Origin of the sequence: Campylobacter felis (genome assembly GCF_030250085.1) — a bacterium.
Classification (GTDB): Bacteria; Campylobacterota; Campylobacteria; order Campylobacterales; family Campylobacteraceae; genus Campylobacter_D; species Campylobacter_D upsaliensis.
In genome coordinates this window covers 76,837-103,784 of the sequence record NZ_JANURX010000003.1, presented here as the reverse complement: position 1 = coordinate 103,784, position 26,948 = coordinate 76,837, and the positions used below count along the sequence as shown (strand labels likewise).

General features: G+C 34.7%; 27 protein-coding genes. 16 read left to right on the top strand and 11 right to left on the bottom strand.

From position 1 onward, the window contains the following. Nucleotide 1 precedes the first annotated feature (1 nt). From NYG92_RS02785 to NYG92_RS02760, 6 genes are all read left to right on the top strand, one after another. Entirely contained in the window at nucleotides 2–1,063 is a 1,062-nt protein-coding gene (locus NYG92_RS02785) for a divergent polysaccharide deacetylase family protein (RefSeq protein WP_270976473.1), read from the top strand. Continuing rightward, nucleotides 1,056–1,832, top strand: coding sequence for a DNA-processing protein DprA (locus tag NYG92_RS02780; protein ID WP_289233470.1), 777 nt, complete (start codon nucleotides 1,056–1,058; stop codon nucleotides 1,830–1,832). The genes NYG92_RS02785 and NYG92_RS02780 overlap by 8 nt, the downstream gene beginning before the upstream one ends. Beyond that, nucleotides 1,832–2,212, top strand: a complete 381-nt coding sequence (gene ruvX / locus NYG92_RS02775; protein ID WP_027304002.1) for a Holliday junction resolvase RuvX — start codon at nucleotides 1,832–1,834, stop codon at nucleotides 2,210–2,212. Before NYG92_RS02780 ends, ruvX begins: the two co-directional genes overlap by 1 nt. Further along, nucleotides 2,202–3,068, top strand: coding sequence for an SAM-dependent methyltransferase (locus NYG92_RS02770; RefSeq protein WP_270976471.1), 867 nt, complete (start codon nucleotides 2,202–2,204; stop codon nucleotides 3,066–3,068). The genes ruvX and NYG92_RS02770 overlap by 11 nt, the downstream gene beginning before the upstream one ends. Before the next feature lie 118 nt (nucleotides 3,069–3,186). Beyond that, nucleotides 3,187–3,369: a hypothetical protein gene (locus NYG92_RS02765; protein WP_270976470.1), complete on the top strand. Its 183-nt coding sequence runs from the start codon at nucleotides 3,187–3,189 to the stop codon at nucleotides 3,367–3,369. A 10-nt stretch (nucleotides 3,370–3,379) separates the two neighbouring features. After that, entirely contained in the window at nucleotides 3,380–3,598 is a 219-nt protein-coding gene (locus NYG92_RS02760) for a hypothetical protein (RefSeq protein WP_270976469.1), read from the top strand. Here NYG92_RS02760 and fliP read toward each other — a convergent pair. Then, nucleotides 3,595–4,329, bottom strand: coding sequence for a flagellar type III secretion system pore protein FliP (fliP, locus tag NYG92_RS02755; protein WP_289233469.1), 735 nt, complete (start codon nucleotides 4,327–4,329; stop codon nucleotides 3,595–3,597). The two genes, NYG92_RS02760 and fliP, sit on opposite strands and share 4 nt — an antisense overlap. A gap of 115 nt (nucleotides 4,330–4,444) precedes the next feature. On the opposite strand from fliP, the gene glmU reads away from it, so the two are divergent. Genes glmU through truA form a run of 9 tightly spaced genes read left to right on the top strand, consistent with a single transcriptional unit; the run spans nucleotide 4,445 to nucleotide 13,615 of the window. Beyond that, nucleotides 4,445–5,731, top strand: a complete 1,287-nt coding sequence (glmU, locus tag NYG92_RS02750) for a bifunctional UDP-N-acetylglucosamine diphosphorylase/glucosamine-1-phosphate N-acetyltransferase GlmU (protein ID WP_289233508.1) — start codon at nucleotides 4,445–4,447, stop codon at nucleotides 5,729–5,731. Then, entirely contained in the window at nucleotides 5,728–6,876 is a 1,149-nt protein-coding gene (gene coaBC / locus NYG92_RS02745) for a bifunctional phosphopantothenoylcysteine decarboxylase/phosphopantothenate--cysteine ligase CoaBC (protein ID WP_270976468.1), read from the top strand. The genes glmU and coaBC overlap by 4 nt, the downstream gene beginning before the upstream one ends. Beyond that, entirely contained in the window at nucleotides 6,873–7,487 is a 615-nt protein-coding gene (locus NYG92_RS02740; RefSeq protein ID WP_027304007.1) for a hypothetical protein, read from the top strand. Before coaBC ends, NYG92_RS02740 begins: the two co-directional genes overlap by 4 nt. Before the next feature lie 3 nt (nucleotides 7,488–7,490). After that, nucleotides 7,491–9,419 carry an HsdM family class I SAM-dependent methyltransferase gene (locus tag NYG92_RS02735; RefSeq protein WP_289233468.1) on the top strand — a complete coding sequence of 643 codons (1,929 nt, stop codon included), beginning with the start codon at nucleotides 7,491–7,493 and terminating at the stop codon, nucleotides 9,417–9,419. Continuing rightward, the gene (locus tag NYG92_RS02730; RefSeq protein WP_289233467.1) at nucleotides 9,409–10,452 is read left to right on the top strand and encodes a restriction endonuclease subunit S; all 1,044 of its coding nucleotides are present in this window, start codon (nucleotides 9,409–9,411) and stop codon (nucleotides 10,450–10,452) included. The genes NYG92_RS02735 and NYG92_RS02730 overlap by 11 nt, the downstream gene beginning before the upstream one ends. Next, nucleotides 10,452–11,120, top strand: a complete 669-nt coding sequence (gene uppS, locus NYG92_RS02725) for a polyprenyl diphosphate synthase (RefSeq protein ID WP_004277232.1) — start codon at nucleotides 10,452–10,454, stop codon at nucleotides 11,118–11,120. Before NYG92_RS02730 ends, uppS begins: the two co-directional genes overlap by 1 nt. Further along, the gene (locus tag NYG92_RS02720; RefSeq protein ID WP_289233466.1) at nucleotides 11,110–11,871 is read left to right on the top strand and encodes a prepilin peptidase; all 762 of its coding nucleotides are present in this window, start codon (nucleotides 11,110–11,112) and stop codon (nucleotides 11,869–11,871) included. The genes uppS and NYG92_RS02720 overlap by 11 nt, the downstream gene beginning before the upstream one ends. Next, nucleotides 11,868–12,893, top strand: a complete 1,026-nt coding sequence (locus tag NYG92_RS02715) for an LptF/LptG family permease (RefSeq protein WP_270991063.1) — start codon at nucleotides 11,868–11,870, stop codon at nucleotides 12,891–12,893. The genes NYG92_RS02720 and NYG92_RS02715 overlap by 4 nt, the downstream gene beginning before the upstream one ends. Further along, on the top strand, nucleotides 12,893–13,615 hold the full coding sequence (gene truA, locus NYG92_RS02710) for a tRNA pseudouridine(38-40) synthase TruA (protein ID WP_289233465.1): 723 nt from the start codon (nucleotides 12,893–12,895) through the stop codon (nucleotides 13,613–13,615). The genes NYG92_RS02715 and truA overlap by 1 nt, the downstream gene beginning before the upstream one ends. On the opposite strand, the gene NYG92_RS02705 is transcribed toward truA, so the two are convergent. From NYG92_RS02705 to NYG92_RS02680, 6 genes are read right to left on the bottom strand one after another with little or no spacing between them, the layout of a single operon-like run. Further along, nucleotides 13,605–14,840 carry a DUF2920 family protein gene (locus tag NYG92_RS02705; protein WP_289233464.1) on the bottom strand — a complete coding sequence of 412 codons (1,236 nt, stop codon included), beginning with the start codon at nucleotides 14,838–14,840 and terminating at the stop codon, nucleotides 13,605–13,607. The two genes, truA and NYG92_RS02705, sit on opposite strands and share 11 nt — an antisense overlap. Nucleotides 14,841–14,851: 11 nt before the next feature. Continuing rightward, nucleotides 14,852–15,907 (bottom strand): tRNA (uridine(54)-C5)-methyltransferase TrmA, encoded by a 1,056-nt coding sequence (gene trmA / locus NYG92_RS02700; protein WP_289233463.1) that lies wholly within the window; start codon nucleotides 15,905–15,907, stop codon nucleotides 14,852–14,854. Continuing rightward, nucleotides 15,907–17,613, bottom strand: coding sequence for a Na+/H+ antiporter NhaC family protein (locus NYG92_RS02695; RefSeq protein WP_289233462.1), 1,707 nt, complete (start codon nucleotides 17,611–17,613; stop codon nucleotides 15,907–15,909). The genes trmA and NYG92_RS02695 overlap by 1 nt, the downstream gene beginning before the upstream one ends. After that, the gene (locus NYG92_RS02690; RefSeq protein WP_270982245.1) at nucleotides 17,610–18,362 is read right to left on the bottom strand and encodes an SDR family NAD(P)-dependent oxidoreductase; all 753 of its coding nucleotides are present in this window, start codon (nucleotides 18,360–18,362) and stop codon (nucleotides 17,610–17,612) included. The genes NYG92_RS02695 and NYG92_RS02690 overlap by 4 nt, the downstream gene beginning before the upstream one ends. Next, nucleotides 18,359–19,594, bottom strand: a complete 1,236-nt coding sequence (locus NYG92_RS02685) for an ankyrin repeat domain-containing protein (RefSeq protein WP_270966380.1) — start codon at nucleotides 19,592–19,594, stop codon at nucleotides 18,359–18,361. Before NYG92_RS02685 ends, NYG92_RS02690 begins: the two co-directional genes overlap by 4 nt. A gap of 25 nt (nucleotides 19,595–19,619) precedes the next feature. Continuing rightward, the gene (locus tag NYG92_RS02680; protein WP_289233461.1) at nucleotides 19,620–22,166 is read right to left on the bottom strand and encodes a bifunctional aconitate hydratase 2/2-methylisocitrate dehydratase; all 2,547 of its coding nucleotides are present in this window, start codon (nucleotides 22,164–22,166) and stop codon (nucleotides 19,620–19,622) included. Between the two features lie 51 nt (nucleotides 22,167–22,217). Between NYG92_RS02680 and NYG92_RS02675 the strand changes: the two genes are divergently transcribed. Further along, nucleotides 22,218–22,670, top strand: coding sequence for a methylated-DNA--[protein]-cysteine S-methyltransferase (locus NYG92_RS02675; RefSeq protein ID WP_289233460.1), 453 nt, complete (start codon nucleotides 22,218–22,220; stop codon nucleotides 22,668–22,670). Here NYG92_RS02675 and NYG92_RS02670 read toward each other — a convergent pair. The 4 genes from NYG92_RS02670 to metG form a co-directional block, all read right to left on the bottom strand. Next, nucleotides 22,665–23,813 (bottom strand): hypothetical protein, encoded by a 1,149-nt coding sequence (locus NYG92_RS02670; RefSeq protein WP_289233459.1) that lies wholly within the window; start codon nucleotides 23,811–23,813, stop codon nucleotides 22,665–22,667. The genes NYG92_RS02675 and NYG92_RS02670 overlap by 6 nt on opposite strands. Before the next feature lie 10 nt (nucleotides 23,814–23,823). After that, entirely contained in the window at nucleotides 23,824–24,036 is a 213-nt protein-coding gene (locus NYG92_RS02665) for a hypothetical protein (RefSeq protein ID WP_082199767.1), read from the bottom strand. An 86-nt stretch (nucleotides 24,037–24,122) separates the two neighbouring features. Further along, nucleotides 24,123–25,064: a hypothetical protein gene (locus NYG92_RS02660; RefSeq protein ID WP_289233458.1), complete on the bottom strand. Its 942-nt coding sequence runs from the start codon at nucleotides 25,062–25,064 to the stop codon at nucleotides 24,123–24,125. Beyond that, entirely contained in the window at nucleotides 25,064–26,944 is a 1,881-nt protein-coding gene (gene metG, locus NYG92_RS02655; RefSeq protein ID WP_289233457.1) for a methionine--tRNA ligase, read from the bottom strand. The genes NYG92_RS02660 and metG overlap by 1 nt, the downstream gene beginning before the upstream one ends. Between the last annotated feature and the right edge of the window lie 4 nt (nucleotides 26,945–26,948).

The following is a 26,948-nucleotide window of genomic DNA, read 5'->3' as shown; positions in this document are numbered from 1 at the left end:
ATTGTCAAAAAAAAATATTAGTCTTATTCAAAAATTTTTAATTCTTATCATTTTAGTTTTAATTTGCGTGATTTTAATTTTATTGATTGTAGGTAAAACACAAACGAAAGAAGCAAAAAAGCCAAATTTAAACCCGTCAAATCATTTACTTAAAGAAAATTTTTTAGAAAATCAAGAGGCTGTTTTTAAGCCTTTTGAAGAGAATTTAAGTCAAGAAAGAGAAGATAAAGAAGAGCATTTTGAGGCAAATTTAAGTCAAAAAAATGCTTTGAATAATGAGAGTTTAGCGATAGATAAAAATTTAAGTGAAGATTTAAGGGAATTGAATTTCAGCAAAGAGCAAAATCAAAGTCTTAATTTGGAGCAAAATTTAAGTAAAAAGGAAGCAAAGCAAGAAAATTTAAAGCCGATTATAGGGCAAAAGCCAAAATTAGCCATTATTATCGATGATATGGCTAATGAGGAACAAACAAGAAGTCTTAAAGCTTTAAATTTGAAGCTTAATCCCTCATTTTTCCCCTCTCACGCTTTACATCCAAATACCCCTAAATTAGCTAAAGAATTTGAATTTTATATGGTGCATTTGCCTCTAAAGGCTCTTAGCTTTCAAAATAAAATGTCCGTTTTAAGCCCGGAGGATAGTGAAGAGGAGATTGAAAAAACGATTGCTAAGATTAAGGGTGAATTTAAAAATTTAAAATTTATCAATAATCACACAGGAAGCCTTTTTACAAGTGATGAAGAAGCGATGAGAAGGCTTTATAAAGTTTTAGATAAGTATCATTTAAGCTTTGTGGATTCTAAAACTATACACAATTCAAAAGCTCCTAAAATCGCTAAAGAAATGCAAAAAAATTACATTAAAAGAGATGTTTTTTTAGATAATGAAGATGATGTGATTTATGTTAAAAATCAGCTTTTAAGTGCGGTTAAACTCGCACAAAAAAAAGGTTATGCCATAGCCATAGGACATCCTAAAAAAAATACTTTTAAAGCCTTAAAAGAAAGCAAAGAATTATTAAAAAGTGTGGATCTTGTGTATTTGAGTGAGCTTTATGAGTAGCGAAGTTTTACCTAGCTCTTATTTGAGTCTTTTTGATGCTTTAAAAGATAAGCCTAAAAGCCTTTATTTTAAAGGGAATTTGGAGCTTTTATCTTATCCTAAGATCGCTATTATAGGCTCTAGAAAAATGAGTGTTTATACAAAAAATTGCGTTTTAGAATTAGCCACTACTCTTAAAAACGCTGGAGTTTGCGTGGTAAGTGGAGGAGCTTTGGGTGTGGATATTAATGCGGCTTTAGGCTCTTTACCCCTGCATATAGGCATTTTTGCAAATGGTTTAAGTCATATTTATCCACGCACAAATGAAAAAATCATCAAAGAAATTTACACCAAAGGCTTGGCTTTAAGTGAAAATGAGGACACTTATATGCCTCAGGGCTTTGATTTTCTGCTAAGAAACCGCCTTATTATCGCTTTAAGTGAGGCTGTTGTCATCGCACAAGCACATCTTCAAAGTGGCTCTATGCAAAGTGCTAGGCTTAGTTTGCAAATGCAAAAGCCACTTTTTGTTTTACCTCAAAGACTAGAGGAGAGTAGAGGGACAAATTTGCTTTTACAAGATAAAAAGGCAAATTTGATAGCGGACTTTAAAAGCTTTGCGGAGCGTTTTGGGACAAAAATTAAGCCAAGAGAGGAAGATGAGTTTTTGCTCTTTTGCAAACAAGGCGTAAGTGTTGAACAAGCCCTGCAAAAATACGGCGAAAAGGTTTATGAGTATGAGCTTGAGGGCAAAATCGCCATTGATGGCATTTGGATAAGGCTTTTATGATGAGGGCTTTAGCGTTAGATCTTGGCTTAAAACGCATAGGACTTGCTTTATATGTGGAAAATATCGCCGTGCCACTTAATGCCATTTTGAGAAAAAATCGCAATCAAGCTGCAAACGAAGTGCGAAAGCTTATCGAAGAACATCAAATTTCTAAGCTTATCGTAGGCTTACCAAAAGGTGGAGCAAGTGAAGTGGAAATGACTAAGAGAGTGCAGCATTTTATCTCCTTACTAGAATTTGATGGAGAGGTCATTTTTGTCGATGAGGCTTATACGAGTAAAGAGGCACAAGGCTTAGGTGTGGCGAATTCGCGTAAAAAAGATGGTAAATTAGACTCTTTGGCAGCTTTGATAATGTTAAGGGGATATTTTGGAGACTAAATTAGCGCAAATTTACACCCAAAATGAGCTTACAATTTTAAAAGAAAGCTTTAAAAGCCCTAAAAATATTTGTGTATTTTTAAATTTTTTAAAAACAAATGAAAATTTAATTAATGAATTTTTTAAGGATTTAGAATTTCAAAAGCTTAATTCTTTTTGCTATCTTTTCAAGGCAGAAGATAAAAGCATTTTAAGCAAGATGAAAGCCTTTAATGAGGGGCATTTTTATATACAAAATTATTCTTCTTATCTTTGTGCTAAAAATTTGGGCGTCAAGCCTAATGAAAATATTTTAGATATGTGTGCGGCTCCGGGTGGAAAGAGCATTAATTTAGCAAATTTTATGCAAAATAAAGCCTATTTAGCCTGTGTGGAGGCAAATAAAGAGAGGTTTTTTACCCTGCAAAAAAATTTGAAAAATTATGGGGTCAATGCTAAGATTTTTTTAAAAGATGCGAAAAATATAGGGCGTTTGTGTCCTTTGAAATTTGATAAAATTTTACTTGACGCACCTTGCTCTACCTTAGCTAAAATAGGCTTTGAAAATATAAAATCTCCAAAAGAAATCAAAGCCCTAGCTCTTTTACAAAAAAAGCTCCTTCACTCTGCTTTAAAAGCCTTAAAACACGGCGGTGAGTTAGTTTATAGCACTTGCACCTTTTTAAGAGAAGAAAATGAAGAGGTTTTAGAAAATGCTTTAAAAAGTGAATTCGAGCTTGAATTTTTAGAGCTTGATTTAGAGGGCGTGAGAGTAAGGGAGGCAAAGAGCGAATTTAAAGAGCTTAAAAAGGCTAGACGCATTATGCCTTGCGAAAATTATGATGGCTTTTTCATCGCTAAAATGCGTAAAATTTAGGACTAGCACAAAAATAAGCATTAGAAAATAAACAAGAATTCATTTTTGATAATTAATATTAATTTTATAATTTTGATATATAATATCATTATTGTTTTTAATAGGAGGATTTAAGATAATGAAAAAAATTGTATTTTTTGTGTTATTTTTATTTTTGTCTTATAGTGCATTAAAAGCGGCTGATGAGTGTAGCTACCAAGAAGATAGAGCCGTTCCCTTACTTTTAAATTATGCGATAAGATTGGGAGTAACGGGCGTTACAGTTGCAAATGCTCCTGAAGTAACTACAAAATGCCATTAGGGATTTAAGAGTGTTAGATTTTATTCTTATTCTTATTTTAGATTATACTCTTTATTTTAGTAAAGTTTTAGAGAAAGTCTTTTTAGGGCGTGTTATTTTTGTATTTCTTTTTGTTATTTTTTTCATTCTTTTTTGTGTGGAGGGCTTGTTATTTCACTTATTTTTGATTTTGGCATTATCCTTGCTTTTATATCTTTTTTTGTCAATTTTACTTATGAAATTTAGCTAAGTTACAAAGCTTTCAACTAGTCTTTGAACGAGTAAATTCCACCCATCAACTAGCACAAAAATGAGCAGTTTAAAAGGCAGAGAAATCATCACAGGTGGTAGCATCATCATACCCATAGCCATTAAAACAGAGCTTACAACCATATCAATGACTAAAAAAGGTAGGTAAATGAGAAAACCTATCTCAAAAGCCGTTTTAAGCTCTGAAATCATAAAAGCAGGCACCAAAACACTCAAAGGCACATCGTCTATGGTTTTTGGGTTAGGCAAATTTCTAATGCGGTAAAATAGGGCTAAATCCTTTTCGCGCGTGTTTTTAAGCATAAAATCTTTAAAGGGCTTCACACCCCTTACAAAGGCTTCTTCATAGCCTATTTTCTCCTCTAAGTAGGGCTTCACGCCCTCATTATAGGATTTTGTCGCCACAGGTTCCATTATGAAAAAGGTTAAAATTAAAGCTATAGTAACCAAAATGGTATTTGGAGGCATACTTTGCGTTCCCATAGCTTGTCTTAAAAAAGAAAAAACAATGATAAGCCTTAAAAAAGAAGTCATTATGAAAATAATGCTAGGGGCAAGGGCAAGTATGGTTAAAACGATGATGATATTTAGCGTTGTTACGAGCTGGTTGGGTGTGTCTGGTGCGCTAAGACTTAAATTTACGGTGGGTATGATCGCCTCCGCTCCAAAGACACTTAAAGCAAACAAAATGAGCAAAAAAACGCTTTTCAATCCAAAAATCCTAACTTAAAATAAAGGCTGAATTCTACCTTTAAGCACTTTAACTTTTGCTTTAATTTTAACTTTTTGTTGCTAAAATAAAGAAATAATTATAAAAAGGGAAATGATGAAAAGCTCTATTGTTATTTTAGCAGCAGGTCTTGGCACAAGAATGAAATCAAGCACGCCTAAAGTTTTGCAAAAAATTTGTGCTAAAAGTATGATTTTGCATATTTTAGAAAAGGCTTTTGCCTTAAGTGATGATGTGAGTGTTGTTTTATCACATCAAAAAGAAAGGGTGGAGAAAGAAATTTGTGAGTTTTTTCCACAAACTAAGTTTATAGAGCAAGATTTAGTCCGTTTCCCAGGCACCGCAGGGGCTTTAAAGGATTATAAGGCACAAAATGAAAGAGTTTTAATACTTTGCGGAGATATGCCCTTAATAGAGCTTCAAAGTCTCAAGGCTTTGCTTGAATTAAAAAGCGACCTAGCTTTAGCCGTTTTTGAAGCAAAAGATGCAAAAAGCTATGGTAGGGTCGTGCTTGAAAATAATGAAGTGCAAAAAATAGTCGAGCTAAAAGACGCAGATGAAAAAGAAAAGATGATTAAAACTTGTAATGCGGGCGTTTATATGGTAAATACGAAGCTTTTAAGTGAGCTTTTACCCCTAATCGACAATGAAAACAAGGCTAAGGAATATTATTTAACAGACATCATTAAACTTGCAAGAGCTAAAAACACGCACATTAAGCCACTTTTTGTGGGTGAAGAGGAATTTATGGGGGTTAATGATAAATTTGAACTTAGTGTAGCAGAAAATTTAATGCAAGATAAAATTAAAAAATTTTGGCAAAAAGAGGGTGTGATCTTACATAATCCAAGCTCCATTTTTATAGGCTTAGATGTCAAATTTATAGGCGAGTGTGAGCTGTATGAAAATGTAAGAATTGAGGGTAAAAGTGTGATAGAAAGCTCCATTATTAAAAGCTCAAGTGTGATAGAGGATAGTAAAATAAGCTTTTCAAGTATAGGACCTTTGGCACATTTGCGTCCTAAATGCGAGCTTAAAAATACGCATATAGGCAATTTTGTCGAGTGTAAAAATGCTAAATTAAACGGCGTGAAAGCGGGGCATTTAAGCTATTTGGGTGATTGTGAGATAGAAGAGGGGACTAATATAGGCTGCGGCACTATCACTTGTAATTATGACGGAGTTAAAAAACATAAAACCATTATCGGTAAAAATGTCTTTGTCGGCTCTGATACGCAGTTTATCGCACCTGTTTGCATAGAAGATGAGGTTATCATCGCAGCGGGAAGTTCTGTTAGTGAAAATGTCCCTAAAGGTTCGCTTTTTATTAATAGAGCGCAAAGCAAGATTTTAAAAGATTATTTTTATAAAAAATTTCAATGAAAACCATACTTTTAGCTGTAAGTGGCAGTATAGCGTTTTATAAGTCGTATGAGTTGATTTCTTTGTTTAAAAAAGAGGGCTTTAGAGTTAAGGTTTTATTAAGTAGGGGGCTTTTGAAATTTGCTTCTAGGCTTAGTTTTGAGGCTTTAGCGGACGAGCTTTTGTGTGAGGCAAATGAATCGTGGCAAAATTATAATAATCATATCGCCTTTAGCAAAGATGCGGACCTTGTGCTTTTTGCTCCAGCAAGTGCGAATTCTATCAATAAATTAGCAAATGGCATAGCAGATACGCTTTTTATCCAAACTTTAATGGCGACAAAAGCTCCCATTATCATCGCTCCAGCGGCAAATTCGGCGATGTATTTACATTTTAGCACGCAAAACTCTCTTCAAATTTTAAAGCAAAATGGAGCTAAAATCATTGAGCCTATTGTTAAAAAACTAGCTTGTAAAGATGAGGGAATCGGTGCTTTAGCGGAGCTTGAGGATATTTTTCATCTTTGTAAAAGAGAGCTTCTAAAAGAAAGCTTTTTTACCGGTAAAAGTGTGATTATAAGCGGAGGCGGCACAAGGGAAAAAATCGATGATGTGCGTTGCATTAGTAATTTTTCAAGCGGAAAAATGGCTAAAGAACTTGCCTTTGCCTTTTATTATTTGGGTGCTGATGTCGTGCTACTTAGTTCAGTGGAATTTAAAACGCCCTTTCAGCTTCTTACCTTTGAAAGCTCAAAGGATTTAAAGGCACTTTTAAAGCGTTTTGAGGGGGGCGATTTTTTGATAATGTGTGCGGCGGTGAGTGATTTTGTCCCCAATTATCAAAAAGGCAAGATTAAAAAGAGTGAGGCGGGACTAAATTTAAGCTTAAGTTTAAATGAAGATCTTCTTCAAATTTGCAAATTTGAGGGTAAAAAAATAGGCTTTAAAATGGAGCTTGACCCTCAAAACGCCCTCAAAAACGCACAAAATGCCCTTGAAAAAAAGGGGCTTGATATGATTTGCCTGAATATTTTAGGTAAGGAAAATCATTTTGGAGCAGATTTTAACGAGCTTATTTTCATCACGCAAAAAGAAAGCGTTAAAAGTGGCTTAAAAAGCAAAAAAGAGCTTGCATACGAGCTTGCCTTAAGGTGTCAAGATTTATGAATTTGATTAATTCTACTCTTCCCATAGCTATGAAAGTCCTAGCAAAATCAGGCTACGCACACTACACCCTAGAGCTTAATAAAAAGCAAATTCAAACAAAAAGTATGATTGAGCTTGAAGTAGGGGCGTATTATTTAGCGGAGCTTTATATGAGTGAGGGCGTGATACAATTTAGACATCTTTGCAAACGCCCAAATTTCACTCCTTACGAACAGGGAATTGAGCTGATTTTAAAATTGTTAGGAGAGGATTTTGATTTTAAGCATTTTATTATAGAGAATTTAAGCGTGGCTAAGGACGCACAAAGTTTTAGTGTGTTTAAAGAAATGCTTTTTGCTAGTTTTGAAAATGTTTATCATATCCCTTTCATTTTTGAAAATAAACCTTGCTTGTTTCAATTAAGAAAGAGGGGGGATACAATAGAGCTTTATTTATATTTTAGTGTTTTTGGAGCGTTGAAAATCGTTAAAGATGAAGTGGGAATTTCGATTTTCACTCCCTTTTTTAAGGTGCAAAAATTTCTAAACGAGCATTTAGAATATAGGGTTTTCCAAGATAAAAATTTAAAAGCCTTTTTTGAATATAAAAAATTGCTAGATTTTAAGGGATAATTTATGGAAAGAATAGACATTATAGAGCGTATCGGTAAAAAATATTTAGTTTCTAATATAGAAAATGGCGAGTATAGCTATATAAAAGTTTCTGGAAGCAAAGAAAATCTAGAAAAATCCCTAAACAAAAAAGTCGAGCATTTTAAGCTTGATATGCGTTTTTGTAAAGATGATGTTGTCATTTTAGTCGAAACCAAGCCAAAATTCACGCAAAAAGACGAAAAGCAACTTAAAGCCTATGTAGAAGCAGAAAAAGCAATGTATCATAGCCAAAAAATCATCGCCATACTAGCAAATACTACTGATGATAAAATCAAGGTTTGGAAAAATCATATAAACGACGAGTGCTTACTAAAAAATGAAGTCGTGCTTGATACTATGGAGCATTATATGTCTTTATTTGAGATAAATAAGCAAAACGATAGAGAAAAGGTTCTCAAAAACACCTATGATTTAAACGAGCTTTTGCATAAAAAAGACATCGATGAGAAGCTCCGCTCTCAATTTGTCGGCACGACTCTTTTATATATCAAAAATGAAGTGAAAAAACGAGGCGTTAATCACATCAATGATAAATTAGTTAAAGATTTAAAAGAATTTTGGGAAAATTCAAACGAAGACGCTATCCGCGTAAGCATAGAAAGAACCTTAAGCGATTTACTTGACGGCTCAAATAACAAAGCGAAAAAAATAGAACTTTTACAAAAAAATGTCCTAAACGATCAAAAAATTAAAAAGCTAAAATTAAAAGACTGGATAGAGATTTTAACAACTATCCTCGTAGATATTTATAAATACATCGATACCGAGAGCGAAGAGGGGCAAGACATCTTAAATCTTTTCTTCATCGCTTTTAATAAATACACAGGCAAAGCTGATAAAAACCAAGCTTTCACACCCGACCATATTACTGATTTTATGTGCCGCGTTGTGGGTGTGGATAGGACAAAAAGAGTGCTTGACATCACTTGCGGAAGCGGGTCATTTCTCGTTCAAGCTATGGTAAAAGAATTAAGTGATTGTAAAAGAGGCAAGAGCGAAAAAGAAGCTAAAGAGCTAATGGAAAAGGTCAAAAAAGAAAATATCTACGGCATAGAAGTGGAGGAAAAGGCTTACGGACTAGCCACGACAAATATGCTAATCCACGGCGATGGTAATAGCAATATAGAATTTGGTTCTTGCTTTGAAAAAAAAGAATTTATCAAAAAGGCAAAACCTGATATTATTTTAATGAATCCTCCCTATAACGCCAAGCCCATAAGCATACCTGAATATTACAAAAACAAATGGAGCAAAGGTGCGAAAGAGGGCAAGGAAGACCCCACAAAAGGGCTTGTGTTTATACAATATCTAAGCGATATTATCAAAGAGATAAATGAAGAAAGAGAGAGCAAAAACGAGGCGAGAAAGGAAGTAAAATTAGCCGTCTTACTACCTATGAGTGCTGCCATAGGCTCTAAAAGCGATATTAAAAATATCAAAGAAGCTATGCTAGAAAATAACACCCTAGAAGCTGTTTTCACACTCCCAGCCGAAGTGTTTTACCCGGGGGCTTCAGTGAGTGCTTGTTGTATGGTCTTTACCTTAGGTAAGCCCCATACAAACGCCGATGGCACGGTAAATGAAACATTTTTTGGTTATTTTAAAGAAGACGGCTTTAAGAAAAAGAAAAATTTAGGCAGAGTGGAGCAGTTTGACGAGGGGGGCGAGTCCAAATGGAAAAAGATAGAGGAGCAATGGCTAGATGTCTTTAGAAATAAAAAGGTCGTTGATGGTTTAAGTGCTATGGCAAAGGTAAGCGGCGAAGATGAGTGGCTATGCGAAGCCTATATGAAAACGGATTATTCTAAACTTTCACAGGCGGATTTTCAACAAACATTAAATAATTTTTTAGCTCATCTTGTTCAAAAAGGCGATATTTATGAATCTTGATGTGGAAAATTGGAAAAGATTTAAATTGAAATATCTTTTTGATATTAAAAAGGGCAAGAGATTAACCGCAGATGAGCAGACAGAGGGCAATAATATTTATATTGGGGCGATTGATGCAAATAATGGAATAGCAAATTTTATAGGACAAGCACCTATCCACAAAGGCAACACAATATCATTAAGCTATAACGGCTCTGTGGGCGAAGCTTTTTACCAAGAAAATGATTATTGGGCTACTGATGATGTTAATGCCTTATATTCTCGCTATGATGATTTTAATAAATATATTGGCTTTTTTATCGTATCTATGTTGAGACAAGAAAAATACAAATTTTCTTATGGTAGAAAATGGAAATTAGAAAGTATGAAAGATACTGAAATTTCATTACCTATAAAACATAATCCCAACGGCTCAATTTTTAGAGATAAAAGCAAAACATATTCTAAATGTGGCTATGTCCCCGATTTTGAATTTATGGAAAATTATATTAAATCCCTGCACTACAAGCCTTTAACGACTAAAAATCGCCCTGAAAATGCCCTACCATTAAATATTGAAAAATGGGGCGAGTTTTCTTTAAATTCTTTATTTGAAGTTGTGTTATCAAAAGGCGATATAAAAATAGATGAAGTTGAAAGTGGGTTGATACCCCTTGTCTCATCGGGCGAAACAAATAATGGCGTGGTTGGTTACATAGATAGTCGTGGGGACGGAAAGGCTGAAATTTTTAAGGGTAACACAATAACGATTGATATGTTTTGTAACGCTTTTTATCAAAAAGATGATTTTTATGCAGTAAGTCACGGCAGAGTTAATATCTTAAAGCCGAAATTTATATTAAATCAATACATAGCTATTTTTATCATAACCTTAATACATCAAAATAAATACAGATATTCTTATGGTAGAGCCTTATATAGTGATGAAGCTAAAAAAATGACTATCAAACTCCCCATAAATCACAAGGGCGAACTAGATTTTGACTTTATGGAAAATTACATCAAATCCCTGCCTTATGGAGATAGAGTATAATGAATGAATTAAAACATTTAGCCGTGGTAATGGACGGAAATAGGCGTTGGGCGAAAGCTAAGGGCTTTTTAGCGAAATTTGGCTATACAAGAGGAGTAAAAACTCTACAAAAACTTATGAGCGTATGTATAGAGGAGCAAATTTCTCAACTTACACTTTTTGCCTTTAGCACGGAAAATTGGAATCGTCCAGCTGATGAAGTGGAATTTATCTTTAAACTTTTGGAGCGTTGTTTAGATGATGCCTTAAAAGAATTTGAAAAAAATGGTGTGCGTTTAAAGGCGATAGGAGATTTATCGCGTTTAGATGAAAAACTAAAAGAAAAAATAGCTTTAGTTGAGGAAAAAACGAAGCATTGTGAGCGTTTGTGTGTCAATTTAGCTATTAGCTATGGCTCAAGAGATGAGATAGTAAGAGCGGCTAAAAGAGTGGTAGAAAAGGGCTTAGAGCTTAGTGAGGAAAATTTAAGTGCGAATTTAGACCTGCCTTTAGATGTGGATTTAATGCTTCGCGTGGGAAATGCTAAAAGACTTTCAAATTTTTTACTTTGGCAAAGCTCTTATGCTGAAATTTGCTTTAGTGAGACCTTATTTCCGTCCTTAACTATAAGGGAATTTAAAAAAATTATTAAAGAATATAGAAAAAGAGAACGCACCTTTGGAAAATAATGCTTTATTTTGGGGAATTTTGGGGGCGGTTTTGGGCTCATTTTGTGCGAGTTTTGTAAGCCGAATTTGTGAAAAAAAGCCCCTTTTTGCTATGCGTTCTTTTTGCTTTTCTTGTGAAAAAAAGCTTACGATTTTAGAACTTGTGCCTATTTTTTCTTATCTTTTTTTAAAGGGGCGTTGTAAAAATTGCGGTGTAAAAATTCCTCTTATGTGCTTTTTAAGTGAAATTTTTGGCATTTTTTTGGTTTATCTTGCCTCATTTTGTGCGAAATCTTTTAAAGAATTTCTTGCTTTAACGCTTTTTCTTTTTGTGTGCTTTAGCCTTTCTTTGATTGATTTAAGATTAAAAGCTGTGCCAAATTTTTTACTTTGGATCGGCTTTTTTAGTGCTTGTTTGCTAAAAATTTTAGAAAGTCATCTCAATGCTTTTGATATGAATATTTTTCATTTTTTTATAGACGCTTTTATGTTTGCTGGTTTTATTTTTTTACTTAAAAGTTTTATTTCTTTTATAAAAAATTTTAAAAATAAAGAAGTTGAAGAGAGCTTAGGCGATGCGGACATTATATTATTAGCGGCTTTTGCTGGGTTGTTTGGCTTTATGGGGGCGTTTTATATCCTTTTCATCGCTGCGTTTTTATCCTTGCCCTTTTTTTATTTTGCTTTTAAAAAGGGAGAAAAAGAACTTGCTTTTTTGCCTTTTATAAGTCTTGCTATGTGTGTATATTTAGTCGTTGGGAGAGTATTTTGAAGCTTATATTTAAGTATATTTTAAATCAATTTTTAGGGACACATCTTTCTATTTTCTTGGTGCTTTTTGGCATTGTTTCTATGGTATTTTTTATCCAAATTGCGAATCTTACCTCAAGCATTGAGATTAGTTTTTTAGACCTTTTTAAGCTTTACGGCTTTATGCTGCCACGCATTTTGATTTTTACCTTGCCACTTGCCTTTTTTGTGGCACTGACCTTAGCTCTTTATAGGCTTTCTAAAGAAAATGAAAGCGTTGTCTTTTTCACACTTGGTTTTACGCCTTTAAAAATGGCACAATTTTTCCTTAAAATCGCCACATTTTTAAGTGTTTTAATGCTAGGAGTAGCTTTAGTGATGATACCTATTGTATATCAATTACAAAAAAATTTTGTTGATTATAAAAAAACGCAAATTAAATTTAATTATAAAACAGGTGAATTTGGGCAAAAATTTTTAGACTGGATGATTTTCATACAAGATGAAAAGGAGGGGGGGTATGAAAATATCATTATGTATCATCCAAAAAGCAATGATAATTTAAAAGAGCAACTCATCATCGCTAAGGAGGCGAATTTAGAGCGTTCAAACGAGGGCTTTGCTTTTAGATTAAATGAAGGTAAAATGTATAATTTTGACGGTGGGGAGGCTCTATTTATCGGTGAGTTTGAAAATTTGGTTGTTAATACAAAATTTAATGATAATTTAGGGCAAACTAAGGCATTTTACGAATACTGGGACGACATTAACACAAATGCCGATAAGGCTAGGGAATTTGTAATGTATGTTTGCATAAGCTTATTTCCTTTAGCTAGCACACTTTTTGCCCTTAGTTTTGGAATTGTAACTTACCGCTATGAAAAAGGTTTTATTTATCTTGGTATGTTTGGGGTGATCGCCGTTTATTTTGGGCTTTTATCGAGTTTATACAAGCCTCCTTTATTGATGAGCTTTTTGATTTTTAGCTTTGCTTTTGCGGCTTCTATTATATGCTTTAAAAAGATGATAATGAGTCGTTATTAATGCGTCTTAAGCTCGTTTTCTCCTATGATGGCTCGGCTTTTTTAGGCTCTGCTTGTCAGCCTCATTTAAATTCCGTCCAAGATGCCTTAGCGGCGGCTCTTGCTCATCTTGGCATTTTTTCTCCTGTGCTATTTGCTTCACGCACAGATAAGGGTGTGCATGCCCTTCGTGCGGTAGCTTGTGTGGAGTGTGGGGAGCATTTTAAAGACTTAGTCTATCTTAAAAGGCAAATTAACCGCTTTGCTCACCCTTTCATACACATTAAAAGCTTAGAGAGGGTGAGCGAAAATTATGCTGTGCGTTTTGATGTGAGGGCTAGGGAGTATCGCTACATCTTTCATCACGGAGAATTTAACCCCTTTTTAAGCCCTTATGTGTGCTTTAGTGAGCGTTTTGACATCAAAAGAGCAAATGAGCTTTTAGGACATTTTGTAGGAGAAAAGGACTTTAAATTTTTTCAAAAAGCAGGTGGAAGTGCGAAAACTAGCGTTAGGACTATGTTTATGGCTAAGGCTTACACGCATAAAAATTTAAGCGTATTTCAATTTAGGGCTAATGGCTTTTTAAGAGCGCAAATAAGACTAAGTGTGGCTAGCGTTATGGCGGTGCTAAGGGGAGAATTAAGCGAAGATAAATTAAAAGAGCAAATCGAAGCTAAAAAATGCCATTACCGCCTTTTAGCCCCAGCAAATGGGCTTTATTTAAGCCGTATTATTTATTAAAAATTTCACATAAAAAACCCTCTTTTGTATCTTTAAAGCGGTAAATTTTTTCCTTACAAGGATAGCTTATCTCATTATATGAGGGAATTTCTTGTGTTTGATTTTGCATTTTTTCTAAAATAATGGGCAATTCTTTTTTAACCATCGCCTTATCGCTCATTCTTAAGCCGTGATCTAGGCTTTTAAGAAGTCGTCCGTCAAGCTCACTTTCATCTTTTATCAAATGCAAAGTCGCATCAAATCCTAAATGTTTGTAAATTTCGTAAAGATTTTGCTTGTCTTTGGAGGGATTAAGCTCATCAATAAGACTATGATAACTTACAAAAATGGTGCGAGGATTTGCCCTTTTTTGAATTTCTAAATGCGTAGGATTTAAAATAGACCTTATAAGATAGCAATCATCGCTAAAATAGTATTTTGAGTTAAGGTTTCTCGTCCAAAGAGTTTTGGTGTAGTATTGATTTTGATTATGTGGGTAGCTATCTATGGCATCGCAGGTTTTGCTTTCGCGTCCTAGTATGAATTTAACCTGCGGTAAAGCCGAGCCTGAATTATCCAAGACAGCATCAACATACCAAGGAGCAATTTTGCTAATGAGTAGAGCCAAATAGCCTCCATAACTTCCCCCAGCGTAAATTTTAGGCAGCTTTAAAATGCTACCCCCCCCCCCCCCCCCGATAATTTGGTCTAAATGCTTAAGAGCATTGATATAATCAATAGCCGACATTATCCCTGCATTTTCATACTCATCTCGTGCTGGCACAGTGCCTAGTGTAAATTCTAGTTGAAAATCTTTTGCCATTATGCCTTGACTTTTAAGCTCTGCTACCCTTTGGATTAATTTTTGTGCGGCAAAGGGTGCGTTTTGCTCATTAATATTTTTTGAGTCCCAAGCTATACTTTCAAAATAGCTCTTAATCCTCTCTACATCTTCTTTTTCAAACACATTTTTAGCACTATATTTAGATTCTGTGGATATTCTTCTATGTATGGCGTGATGATAGACTTGTACGCAGATGACATTGAAATTTTTGGCTATATTTTCTCTTTCAAAATCATAAAATTTGATATTTTTAGTCGCTCCCCAGCCTCCCACCATAAAAACAAGGGCTTTGGGGCTTTTGCTTGTATCGTAACTTATGCGGTATTCAAGTTTGGCTTTTCTTTTAAGATCTAATTCTACATCATCACAAGAGTGGATTAAAAATTTTTGACTTTTTAGCATTATAAGCCTTTCTAAATTTTAGTTAAATAAACGCCACTTTCTAAATGAGGCGTGAGAGCAAACTGATCAAAAAGGGCGAAATTTGTAATAGTGTGCGTTTTTGTGAGTTTGATTAAATTTTCTTTAAGGCTTACAGGATTACAAGAAATGTAAATGATGTGATGATAATTTTGAGCTAATTTTATCACGCTTTCTTCAAGTCCAGCCCTTGGAGGGTCAAGGAGAATATGGGAAAAATGAAAGCTATCTAAATCAATGTCCTTAAGTCTAAAAAACTCCCTCTCTTTTTTTAAAGCTTTGCTTAATTCCTCACTCGAAAGCCTTGCAAAATGGATATTTGTAGCATTATTTAAAGTGCAGTTTTTAAGGGCGTAGGCTATGTTTTTTTTGCTAAGTTCTGTGGCTAAAATTTGCTTAAAAGAAGAGGCTAGGGCGAGGGTAAAATTTCCATACCCGCAATAAAGCTCCAAAAGGTCGTTTTTTTCCTCAGTTGAAATTTGCTTTAAAACCCACTCTATCATCTTTTCATTAATGTAAGTATTAGGCTGTATGAAGCAGTCATTGTCAAATTCATAATGAATCGCCCCTCCTTTAATGTCTAAAATCTGCCTTAAGTTTTCTTTACCAAAAACAAGCTTTTTATCTTTGCTTCTTGCGATGAGATTAAGATTTAAATTTCGAGCTAAATTCGCTAAATTTTCTTTAAGGGTGCTAATGTCTTTATGGTAAAGTAAGGTTACACTAAGTTCTTTTTTACTCGCTAAAAATTCCACTCCAAAAAGCTTATTTTTAAGCGTATTATCATCATTTAGTGCTTTTAAGAGCTTTGGCATTAAAAGACAAATTTTTTCATCAACAAAGTCTAAATTTTCTACGATGTATTTTTTTCTTCCATTAAACATCGCATAAAAAATCACACCATTTTCATCGTGAAAAAAGCTTAATTCAACTCTCGTTCTAAAATGAGAAGTAGGGGAACTAAAAAGCTCAAATTCCCCCTTATAAAAGGGAGCAAAAAATTCTCTTGCAAAATGAGCTTTTTCTTTAAAATTTGTGGGAAAATTCATCAAGTCTTTTTACCGAAAATACGCAATAAAATAAAAATAAGAATTAAGTCCAAAGGTAAAACTATCCATACACTCAAACCCAAAGTTACCGGTAAATAACCCGCAAATAAAGATATAAAACATATGAAAATGGCATAAGGCATTTGCGTTTTAACATGGGCTAAAAGCTCACATTTGCTTGCCATAGATGAAAGTATCGTGGTATCCGAAATGGGTGAGCAGTGATCTCCAAAAATAGCTCCTGTTAATACAGCAGAAATATTGATAACCATATAATGATGTAGTTGAGCATCCATCAATTCATTATGCACCCCCAAGCCTATGGCAAGTGGCACGGTAAGTGGCATTAAAATACCCATTGTTCCATAACTAGTGCCTGTTGATAGAGATACAACGGAAGAAAGTAAAAATACAATCAAAGGCAAAAGATAAAGCGGCAAAGTGTCAGAAAGTAAATCAACTAGATAAATAGAAGTGCCTAAATCTTTAATGACGGAAGATAGGGGCCAAGCACACATTAAAATAATGACCGTAATAATCATCATTCTCCAGCCATAAGTCCAAGTCATTATTCCCTCTTTTAGTGTGAAAATTTTTCTATAAACCCCCATAATGATAGCGACAATACTTGCAAGAAATGCTGCTTGAAATAAGGCTGTAGCTGTATCTGCCGATGAAAAAGTCTCTCTTAAAGCAAGGAGGCTTAGAGGTGCAAGTTCGATTTGAGCTTTTAAATTAGTATCTTCAATATTAGCATAACCGCTAAAATAAAAGCCTACAAAGGAAAAAACGATTAAAATACCAAGAGGAATCGTAGCGTTTGAAGCTTTTAAATCAATGCCTTCTTTAGGTTCTAAAAGCTTGTCTTCAAGATTTTCACTCGCATTTTGTATCGTGCTAAAATCGATGTTTTTAGCGTGTCTTTGAGCTTGTAGCATAGGACCAAATTCTCTTTCTTGTAGTATGGTAAAAAGTACAAAAGCAAGCATAAGAATATTATAAAAGCGATAAGGTAAAGTTTGTATAAAAACTTCAAAGGCGTTAATTTGCTCTCTACTTTGATTAAGAGCGAGAAAGAGCTTATCGTCTATCAAATCATAGCCTTGCTTAATGACAGAAAGTTCAAAGCCTATCCAAGTGGAGATAATGGCAAGCCCAGCAATGGGTGCTGCCGTAGAATCCATAATGAAAGCAAGTTTTTCGCGAGAAATTTTAAATTTATCCGTTAATGGACGCATAATAGGACCAACAATAAAAGAATTAGCATAATCATCAAAAAAGATAAAGCAACCCATAAACCAAGTGGCAAGTTGAGAGCTTTTAGCTTTTTTAGCTTTTTTAGCAAACCAAGTGGCAACAGCCTTTGTTCCACCCATTTTAGTGATTAAAGCTACCATACCACCTATGGTAAGCATTTGTAAGATAATACCAGCATTAGAAGTGTTAGCCAAAGATTCTACTGTTTTTTTGACAAAAATCACAAAGCTATTAACGAGAGCGTAAAAAATATTTTGCTCCACCAAGGCGAGCATAAAGCCACCGCTTAAAGCTCCTATAAATAAAGATAAAATTACATCTTTCGTTATAAAAGCTAAAGTAATAGCAATAATGGGCGGCAAAAGACTAAAAATACCAAAAAACTGAGCATTAAAAGTCGCATCACCAAATAAAAATAAGGGGGTAAAACATAATAACAATATTTTCATTGTATCCTTTCAGTGTGAGTTCCTGCCCAAGTTTGTGTTATAGGCATAAGTTCAATTTTATTTACATTAATATGGGGCGGAAGATGAATAATGGACATTACCACCCTAGCAATATCTTCTGCCGTGATAAATTTAGTATCTTCATAAACGGCATTTGCTTGAGCCTTATCTCCTCTAAAACGCACTTCGCTAAATTCAGTTTTGCAAAGTCCGGGCGCTATGTTTGTAACCTTAATATTTGTTCCTCTTAAATCATTTCTTAACGCCCTAGAAAACTGCCCCACAAAGGCTTTCGTTCCGCAATAAACATTACCGCCAAAATACGCCACATTTTCAGCTATGGAGCCAAGATTAAAAATATAAGCATTTTCTTGCCTTCTTAAAAGCGGTATAACAGCTCTTGCTACATATAAAAAGCCCTTGACATTAGTATCGACCATAGCGTCAATGTCATCAAGGCTTAATTTATCAAATTCCTCAAGTCCTAAGGCTAGTCCGGCATTATTAAAAAGCACGGAAATGTTTTGAAATTCGCTAGGTAGAGTAGCCACAGCTTCAAAAAGTTCTTTTTTCTTTCTTACATCAAGATTAAGCGTGTAAATTTGTTCTTTATAAAGCTCTTTAAGCTTGTCTAATCTTTCCTTGCGTCTTGCTAGAGCAACGACCTTAAAGTCCTCATTGATAAAGGCTTTCACACAAGCCTCTCCAAAACCAGAACTCGCACCCGTGATAAAAGCGACTTTTTTCATTCTAATCTTTCTCCATAAAATAAATTTTCATTTTCCTTAAGCCCTAAGCTTCTAAGGTAAATGGCGTTTTCTTCTTTATCTGCCATTAAAGCAAAATCAAGCGCATTAAAGCCTAAATCATCAACAGTAAAAATGTCCGCCTTTTTTTCTACCAAAAGCTTTAACATAGCGACATTAGAAAAACTAGCCGCGTGCATAAAGACATTTTTAGAAGTATGCTCTAAGGCACAAAGCGTGATGAAATAGGGCGTTGTATTGTTAGCATTAAGGGCTAATTTTTCGTTATTATTGATATATTTGGCATTGACATTTGCACCCTTTTCTATGAGAAGTTTAGCGACTTCATCTTGATGAAATTCTAAGGCGTAAAAGAGTGAAGTTTTGCCAAAAGCGTTGGCGTGATTGACATTTGCACCCTTTTGGATTAAAAATTCTACATTTTGCTTATTTTCTAAAGCGTAAAAAATGGCACTTTCATAGCCTTCATTTAAATCAAGTCCAAATTTTAAAAGCATATTAATAATTTTAACATCTCTAGCATTTAAGAGGGCTGACCTTAAGGCGAGATTAAGCTCGGCAAGAGAAGGGCTATTTGCCATAATATATTGCTCTAAATGCACTTCGTCATAATTTTTATTTGCCATCATTTTAGCAAGAGTGCTGATATCTTTATGAATTTTACTCTCTCCAACAGCCCAGTTTAAAAACTCATTTAAGGCATTGCTTGTGAAATAAATATTACTTCCTTTATCAAATTTAAAATTTCTTTCAAAATAAGCTTCCAAAGGTGCGATAGCTGCGTTATATTCTTTCCAAAATTCTCTATAAAGTCTAAAATTTCCTATACTTTGATACGCCCAGTAGCGAAAATATGCCTTTAAAGCATTATTCCTCTCTTCCGTATCCTTTGCGTCTGCGAGTTTTTTTTGGTAGGTTTGGGGACTTAGGGCGATTTCTAAAAGCAAATATTGAAATTCTTTCAATTTATCAAAATAGCTAAGTCCTGAGCAAATGCTATTGTTTCCACGAATTTGATTAGAAAGCTCATAAAGCTTTTGTGTTATAGCTTGATTTTTAAGAGAAAATTCACAAGTTTGAAGATTGTCAAGCAATTCTTTTTGATTTAAATCAATTTTTTGATTAAAAATTTTTGCCTTATTTTCTATAACAAATTCGCAATTTGCCAAGCCAAAACTTAGCAAAATTACACTTAAAAAAATTAAAATTCTCATTTTAACCCTTACAAAAGCTAGAGTTTTAGTCCTCTAGCTTGAAATTTTGTATCTCATTAAAATTAAGATATTTGTAAATATTTGCCTTATTTGCGTCATTGAGTTTATCTTTGACGATTTGCAAATATTCTTCTTTACTAGGAATTTTACCTAAAATTGCACACACAGCTGCAAGTTCCGCACTACCAAGATACACCTTAGCACCCATTCCCATTCTATTGTCAAAATTTCTTGTTGAAGTGGAGAAAACGACAGCACCATCATTAACCCTAGCTTGATTTCCCATACATAAGGAACAGCCCGGCACCTCTATCCTAGCACCTGCCGCACCAAAGATACTATAATAACCCTCGTTAATTAGTTGAGCCTTATCCATTTTAGTCGGTGGCACAACCCAAAGGCGTGTTTTAAGCATACCCTTATCTTTTAAAATTTCACCCAAAGCTCTATAATGCCCTATATTTGTCATACAAGAGCCAACAAAAACTTCATCGATATTTTGTGGGCGTTTAGGATCTTGCAAAATTTCGCTCAAGGTCGCTACATCATCAGGGTCATTAGGACACGCCAAAATAGGCTCTTTAATCTCATTTAAATCGATTTCAAGCACATAGGCGTATTTGGCATTTTTATCAGCTCTTAAGAGGGTAGGATTTTCTAGCCACTCTTTCATTTTTTCCGCTCTTCTTTTAAGTGTGGCTTGATTTTCATATCCAGCTTTAATCATTGCTTCTATAAGGCTTATGTTAGATTTTATATATTCGCTCACGCTTGCTTCATTTAAATCCACACAGCAAGCCGCCGCACTTCTTTCAGCTGAAGCGTCGCTTAATTCAAAGGCTTGCTCGACTTTTAAATCTGGTAAGCCTTCAATTTCTAAAATTTTACCGGCAAAAATGTTCTTTTTATTTTGCTTTTCTACGCTTAATTTTCCGTCCTTAATCGCATAATAGGGGATAGCATTAACTAAATCTCTTAGGGTAACTCCTGGTTGTAACTCTCCACGAAAGCGCACCAAAACACTTTCAGGCACATTTAAAGGCATAGCGCCCGTTACCGCTGCAAAGGCTACAAGCCCACTTCCAGCTGGGAAAGAAATGCCAATAGGAAAACGCGTATGCGAGTCTCCGCCTGTTCCCACGCTATCAGGTAAAACAAAGCGGTTAAGCCACGAGTGAATGACGCCGTCTCCAGGCTTTAAGCTCACACCTCCACGACTTGTGATGAAATTTGGTAGGGTTTTGTGGAGCTTAGAATCGCTTATTTTAGGATAAGCTGCTGTATGGCAAAAGCTTTGCATTACAAAATCCGCATTAAAGCCAAGACTAGCAAGCTCTTTTATCTCATCTCTTGTCATCGGTCCTGTGGTATCTTGAGAGCCAACTGTGAGTGTGCTAGGCTCGATATACATCCCCGGACGCACACCCTCAACTCCACAAGCGCGTCCTAGCATTTTTTGTGCTAGGGTATAACCGCCCTCACTCGCTTTTGGTTGCTCTGGCTTTGTAAAGATATTTTCATTTTCAAGCTTTAAAAATTCTCTCGCCTTAGCACAAAGCCCACGCCCTATGATAAGAGGGATTCTTCCACCTGCTCTTACTTCATCGATGATGGTATTTGGGCTTAGTTTAAATTCACTAATTGTAGTGCCATTTTTAATAATTTTACCCTCGTAAGTGTGAATTTCAAACTCATCTCCCATTTCAAGCCCACTTACATCGCAAACGATAGGTAAAGCCCCGCTATCTTGAGCGGTATTAAAGAAAATCGGTGCTATGGTCGAACCTATAACGATACTTCCGCTATGTTTATTTGGCACTCCTTTAATCTCTTTTCCCAAGTGCCATTGTATGGAATTTATGGCAGATTTTCTGCTTGAGCCTGTGCCGACAACATCGCCGACATAAACGACTTCGCGTCCGCTTTTTTTCAATTCTTTAATTTTTTCTAGTGAGCCAGCTTGACGCACCTTAAGCATAGCATTAGCGTGGAGTGGGATATCGCTTCTTGTAAAAGCATCGCCAGCAGGGCTTAAGTCATCCGTATTAGTTTCGCCCGGCACTTTAAAAACGATACATTTTATCACTTCAGGTAGCTTTTCTTTTTTGACAAACCACTCAGCATTTGCCCAGCTTTGTAAAATTTCTTTTGCATAAACATTTGTTTTGCTAAGTTCTGCTATGGTATAAAAATCATCGTGTATAAAAATGATATTTTTAAGCACATCAGCGGCGTCTTTGGCTAGGCTTTCATCTTTTAAAGTTTCGATTAAAACTTTGACATTATAGCCTCCAAGCATAGTTTCAAGCATTTTTAAAGCGCGTTTTTTATCTATTTTGGGTGGATTAATTTGCCCTTTTAAAATTTGGTCTAAAAATTCACATTTAACTAAAGCCGCGTCATCAACGCCCGGATTAACCCTTTCTTCTAAAAGTGTTGCTAATACTTCATCATCGCTTGTTTTAAGTAGCTCACAAAGTGCCTTAGTTTGCTCCACGCTCAAAGCTAGAGGCGGAATGCCCAAAGCCGCTCTTTCTTTAACCAACTCATTGTATTCTTCTATGAAAGACATCGTTTCTCCTTATAATTTTGGTTATAATTTTAGCCTTTGTAAGGATAAAAGATGTTTAAATTTTATTATAAATCGCCTTTTTGTTACTTATTGATACAAAGCGAAGGGGAATTTTTACAAAGTGTAAAATTTTGTCAGCAAAAAGGAAGCGAAGAAGATATGTGTGCCTTATTAAGAGAGGTCAAAAGGGAGTTGGATTTTTACTTTTCTGGGCGTTTAAGGAATTTTAGTGTCCCTTTAAAATTTAGTGCTGGTGCATTTGAAACTAAGGTCTATGAAGCCTTAAGGCAAATTCCTTATGGCACGACAAAAACTTACAAAGAGGTAGCCGAGCTTATAGCGCACCCAAAAGCCTTTCGTGCAGTGGGTAATGCTAATGCTAAAAATGTTCTTCCCATTTTTATCCCTTGTCATAGAGTGGTCGCAAGTTGTGGGCTAGGCGGATATAGCGGAGGACTTGAGATGAAAAAATTTTTACTAAAGAGCGAGGGGGTAAAACTATAAACTTAAATCCAAACGCAAGTTGCCATAATTTGACGGCGTAGTATTTGCTTCTTTAAAGGTAGAAACTATGTCTTTTATGACTGAGCTTAGTTTGTTAAAATCTAAATTGAGTTCTCCGTTTTGATAATCCTCTTTGGAAAGCCCTAGAAAATTAAGACTTTTATCTACAAATTGCTCTTTTAAGCTTTCGTAATATTTTTGAAATTTTTCTTTATCAAATTCATTATTTTCATTAAAAAATTCTTTAAAATCTTGCTTTAGCATTTTAAGTTCTTCTTCGCTTAGACTTTCGATGTCAAAATCATTTGCAGCTAATTTTCCAAAGACTTTCAAAGCCTCTTCATCTCTTATTATTAAGTCAAGCAGAGTTAAAGCTCCCTCAGTAGGGTCAAAAGTCCCTCCTCCTATCACATAAGAAGCCAAATCCATAGCTTGTTGCCTCATTTCATTTTTATTTAAAATTTCTTTGTAAATAATCAAACCATCGGTATCTTTATCATTTTTTATAGTTTTATCTAGCTCTAGAGCTAGAGTGGGGGCTGCAAATTTACCTTCATTATAAAGACTTACTTGCGCCTTTTTAAAATCTTCAGGCACTCCATCAGGAGCGGTTGCTATGCCATTTAATTTAATATAAGATTCCACATAACTTAAATTACTTGCTATAATTTTATCTTTACGAAGATGAAAATAGCCGTGAGGGGTAAAACCGCTTCTTGTTTCATCAAGCTCATTTTTATTTAAATAGCCATCCTTATTAGCATCAGCTGCTAAATAGCCCCTTTGATACGCTATATCCCCATACCAAGATGAAACGAATTTTTCCACATCGCCACCTAGTATATAAGAGCCATCTTTTCTTTGGTAGAAATCAGCACCGCCAAATGTATTTTTAAGCTTTTCTATGCTTTGGGTGCTTAAGGCACTATTTGTGATATTTTGCGTGATAGGGTCTCTAAAATAGACATTTATCATATCACTTTGTGCATTTTTTACCTTTTCATCGAGCTCTAAAGGCTTTAAATTTTCATCTATAGCCTTTAAACTTTCCTTGCTTTGTTCTTCTAAGTCGGCTTTTAAGCCCTTATAGACCATAGAATTAAGCGGAAAATAAAATTTAGTCGATGAAAAATCTAAAGCCATAATTCACTCCTTAACCTTCTGGGTAGGTATCAATACCATAATAAGTCAAGCAAGCCCACTGGGCGATGATTTTTTGACTTTCTGTCCCGTTGGCTTTAGTGTTTAAGCAAAGTCTGTAATTTTGCAAATTTTGAGCCGGAGTAAGATAAGGATTCCCCCAGGCAAACGCTGAACTAGCACCGAAAATAGCTAAGGTTACTAATGTGAGAGTGATTTTTCTCATTGGCAAACCCTTTTAATTCAAATTTTAACCCTAGAGTTAAGATTCATATCGGCTAAAGATAAAAAAACTTTATAGTTTAAAATATTTTAAAACAGACTTGGATTTTGATTTTCTTTATTTTGAAATTCTTGCTCAAAATTATCGTAATTTTCAAAAATCAAGCAGTATTTAAAATCTTTCATTTTTTTTAAATCTTTTAGTTCGTTATAAGAAAAGTCGCAAAAAAGCGAATTTTGCAAGGCGGTTTTAAAGCCTTTAACGCCTTGTAATTTTTCTTGCCAAAAGTTAAAATTCGTCTCATCAAAAGCGATGATAAAGGCTTTCCTCGCCTTTCCAAATTCGACGATTTCAAAATTATCATTGATAAAATAAATTTGGTAGCACTCGAGCTTTTTTAAATCAAATGTTATTTTTCGCTCATTTTTTTCTAAAAAATTTAACCACTTTACTAAAAAATTAACATAAAATGGGGCAAGGGGTAGATTTTTATATAATTTTTCTTTATAAATGAAAGTGCTAAAAAATAAAGAAGCATTTTCTTTAAGCTCAAAAGAATCCTCGCAAAGTTTTTCATAACTCGCACAAAATTTCAAAAGATAAGCCTCATCATCAAAGCAAAAAAAGCTATCATTTTTAGCGTTTTGGATAAGCTCAAAATCCAAAAAAGCGTTTGCGTTTAGATGATTGATATTAAAAATTTTGGCAAATTCTAGTTCTATTTTGTCGCAAAGGATAAATTTTAAATTTTTTTCCTCGCTTAGAAATCGCGATAATCTCAAAAGTGCTTTTTGTAAGTCATCAGACAAAAGATAGAAAACATCTTTATCCTCGACTTTGATTTCCTTTTCGCTTACAACGACAAAAGCCCCTTTTTTTACCGCCTCTTTTAATTCATCTTTATCGTTTGAAAAAAAAGCATATGAGGGCTTGAGAGCTTTTAAGCTGAGTGCAAACCCCCCAACGCTTAACATACTGCCTTCATTTAGCACTTTAGCGTTTAAAAGCTCACTTAAATTTGAAATTTTCATCAGCCTATTAAAGAGCCGTTTTCTACGAGGCTTTGTGGGCTGATTAGCACGAGTTTATCTCCACTTTTCGCTGAAAGTATCATCCCATCACTTTCATAACCAAAAATTTTTGCTTTTTTAAGATTGCTTATGAGGCAAACTTGTTTGCCTATTAGCTCTTTTGGTTGATAGAATTTGGCTATCCCTGAAAGCACTTGCCTTGTTTCGCCATTTTCAAGCTCAAGTATGAATTTTAAAAGTTTTTCACTTCCTTCAATTTTTTCGCATTCTTTTACTAAGGCTACCTTAAGCTCGATTTTAGCAAAATCTTCTATCTTAATTTTAGGCATTACTTGCTTTTCCTCTTCTTTTTTTGGAGAAGTTAAAAGCGCTTTTTCTACCTTTGGAAATAACGCCTCACAAGCACTTGCTTTAAAATTTAAAAGCTCGTTTTGCTGGATAAGCTTTTGATAAATTTGTGGATTAATCTCGTAATTTAAAGCTTTAGCAACCTTTTGTGTGCTTTTTGGTAGGGTAGGGTGTAAAAGCACACTCACCTTAGCTAAAATATTAGCACATAAGGAAACTAGGGCATTTGCCTTGCTTGTTTCATTGTTTTTTATCAAATTCCAAGGCTCATATTTGCTTATGCTTAAATTTGCTACACTCAAAGCCTTAAAAAGCTCTTCTAAATAGCGATTGAATTGAAAATTTTCTATGAATTCTAGGGCATTTTGAAGATGTAAATTTGCTTCCTTTAACTCTGCTTTATAAAAATTTAAAACTTCATCTTGCAAAATATTGCCATTTGAGTATTTAAGACTCATTCCTATAATGCGGTTTAATAAATTTCCAAATTCATTACTAAGCTCGGCATTAATGCGGTTTATAAGCATTGTTTCGCTAAAGTCCCCATCATTTCCAAAAGGCACTTCTCTTAATAAAAAATAACGAAAAGCCTCCAAACCATAGGCATCGGCGATGATTTTTGGATAGAGGGCATTACCTTTTGACTTGCTCATTTTTTCTCCGTCCCTAGTCCACCAGCCGTGTGCGGCGATGTGTTTTGGTAAAGGTAAATCAGCGCTCATTAAAAAAGCAGGAAAATAAATCGCGTGAAAACGCAAGATATCTTTACCCACTAAATGCACAAAAGCGGGTAAAAAGCCTAAATTTTCGCTTTTTTCATCAAGTTCTAGTGAGCTAATGTAAATAAACAAAGCATCAAGCCATACATAAATGATATGCTTATCATCGTTTAAATTTGACGGAATTTTAATCCCCCACTCAAAGCTTGTGCGTGTAATGGAGAGGTCTTTAAGCCCATTTTCTATAAAATTGACAAGTTCTGCCTTTTTATTTTTAGGCACTATGGGTTCGCTTTCATACCATTTTAAAATATTTTTTTCATATTTTGAAAGCCTGAAGAAATAGCTTTCTTCCTTCAAAAGTTTCGTTTCTTTTCCGCAATCAGGACAACCGCATTGCGAGATGAGTTGAGACTGCGTAAAAAAACTTTCGCAAGAAACGCAGTAATATCCTTCATATTCACCCTTATAAATGTCGCCTTTTTCCCACATTTTCAAAAAAATTTGTTTGACAAATTTAATATGCCTTTCATCTGTGGTGCGTGCGTAAATATCATAGCTTATCTCAAATTCGTCCCAGAGTTTTTTAAAATCAAGACTGATTTTATCGGCGTATTCTTTAGGGCTGTGATTTTTATTTTTAGCGGCTTGTTCGATTTTTTGTCCGTGTTCATCGGTGCCTGTTAAAAAAAGCGTTTTATGTCCGCTAAGTCTATAAAAGCGTGCTAAAGTATCGGCAATAATGGTCGTATAAGCGTGTCCTAAATGAGGGACATCATTGACATAATAAATCGGTGTGGTAATATAACGCATTTTA

Excerpts from the sequence above, each read along its gene's own strand:
- NYG92_RS02780 (WP_289233470.1), top strand. The coding sequence starts at position 1,056 with ATGAGTAGCGAAGTTTTACCTAGCTCTTATTTGAGTCTTTTTGATGCT.
- ruvX (WP_027304002.1), top strand. The coding sequence starts at position 1,832 with ATGAGGGCTTTAGCGTTAGATCTTGGCTTAAAACGCATAGGACTTGCT.
- NYG92_RS02765 (WP_270976470.1), top strand. The coding sequence starts at position 3,187 with ATGAAAAAAATTGTATTTTTTGTGTTATTTTTATTTTTGTCTTATAGT.
- glmU (WP_289233508.1), top strand. The coding sequence starts at position 4,445 with ATGAAAAGCTCTATTGTTATTTTAGCAGCAGGTCTTGGCACAAGAATG.
- coaBC (WP_270976468.1), top strand. The coding sequence starts at position 5,728 with ATGAAAACCATACTTTTAGCTGTAAGTGGCAGTATAGCGTTTTATAAG.
- NYG92_RS02740 (WP_027304007.1), top strand. The coding sequence starts at position 6,873 with ATGAATTTGATTAATTCTACTCTTCCCATAGCTATGAAAGTCCTAGCA.
- NYG92_RS02735 (WP_289233468.1), top strand. The coding sequence starts at position 7,491 with ATGGAAAGAATAGACATTATAGAGCGTATCGGTAAAAAATATTTAGTT.
- NYG92_RS02730 (WP_289233467.1), top strand. The coding sequence starts at position 9,409 with ATGAATCTTGATGTGGAAAATTGGAAAAGATTTAAATTGAAATATCTT.
- uppS (WP_004277232.1), top strand. The coding sequence starts at position 10,452 with ATGAATGAATTAAAACATTTAGCCGTGGTAATGGACGGAAATAGGCGT.
- truA (WP_289233465.1), top strand. The coding sequence starts at position 12,893 with ATGCGTCTTAAGCTCGTTTTCTCCTATGATGGCTCGGCTTTTTTAGGC.
- NYG92_RS02705 (WP_289233464.1), bottom strand. The coding sequence starts at position 14,840 with ATGCTAAAAAGTCAAAAATTTTTAATCCACTCTTGTGATGATGTAGAA.
- trmA (WP_289233463.1), bottom strand. The coding sequence starts at position 15,907 with ATGAATTTTCCCACAAATTTTAAAGAAAAAGCTCATTTTGCAAGAGAA.
- NYG92_RS02695 (WP_289233462.1), bottom strand. The coding sequence starts at position 17,613 with ATGAAAATATTGTTATTATGTTTTACCCCCTTATTTTTATTTGGTGAT.
- NYG92_RS02690 (WP_270982245.1), bottom strand. The coding sequence starts at position 18,362 with ATGAAAAAAGTCGCTTTTATCACGGGTGCGAGTTCTGGTTTTGGAGAG.
- NYG92_RS02685 (WP_270966380.1), bottom strand. The coding sequence starts at position 19,594 with ATGAGAATTTTAATTTTTTTAAGTGTAATTTTGCTAAGTTTTGGCTTG.
- NYG92_RS02680 (WP_289233461.1), bottom strand. The coding sequence starts at position 22,166 with ATGTCTTTCATAGAAGAATACAATGAGTTGGTTAAAGAAAGAGCGGCT.
- NYG92_RS02675 (WP_289233460.1), top strand. The coding sequence starts at position 22,218 with ATGTTTAAATTTTATTATAAATCGCCTTTTTGTTACTTATTGATACAA.
- NYG92_RS02670 (WP_289233459.1), bottom strand. The coding sequence starts at position 23,813 with ATGGCTTTAGATTTTTCATCGACTAAATTTTATTTTCCGCTTAATTCT.
- NYG92_RS02665 (WP_082199767.1), bottom strand. The coding sequence starts at position 24,036 with ATGAGAAAAATCACTCTCACATTAGTAACCTTAGCTATTTTCGGTGCT.
- NYG92_RS02660 (WP_289233458.1), bottom strand. The coding sequence starts at position 25,064 with ATGAAAATTTCAAATTTAAGTGAGCTTTTAAACGCTAAAGTGCTAAAT.
- metG (WP_289233457.1), bottom strand. The coding sequence starts at position 26,944 with ATGCGTTATATTACCACACCGATTTATTATGTCAATGATGTCCCTCAT.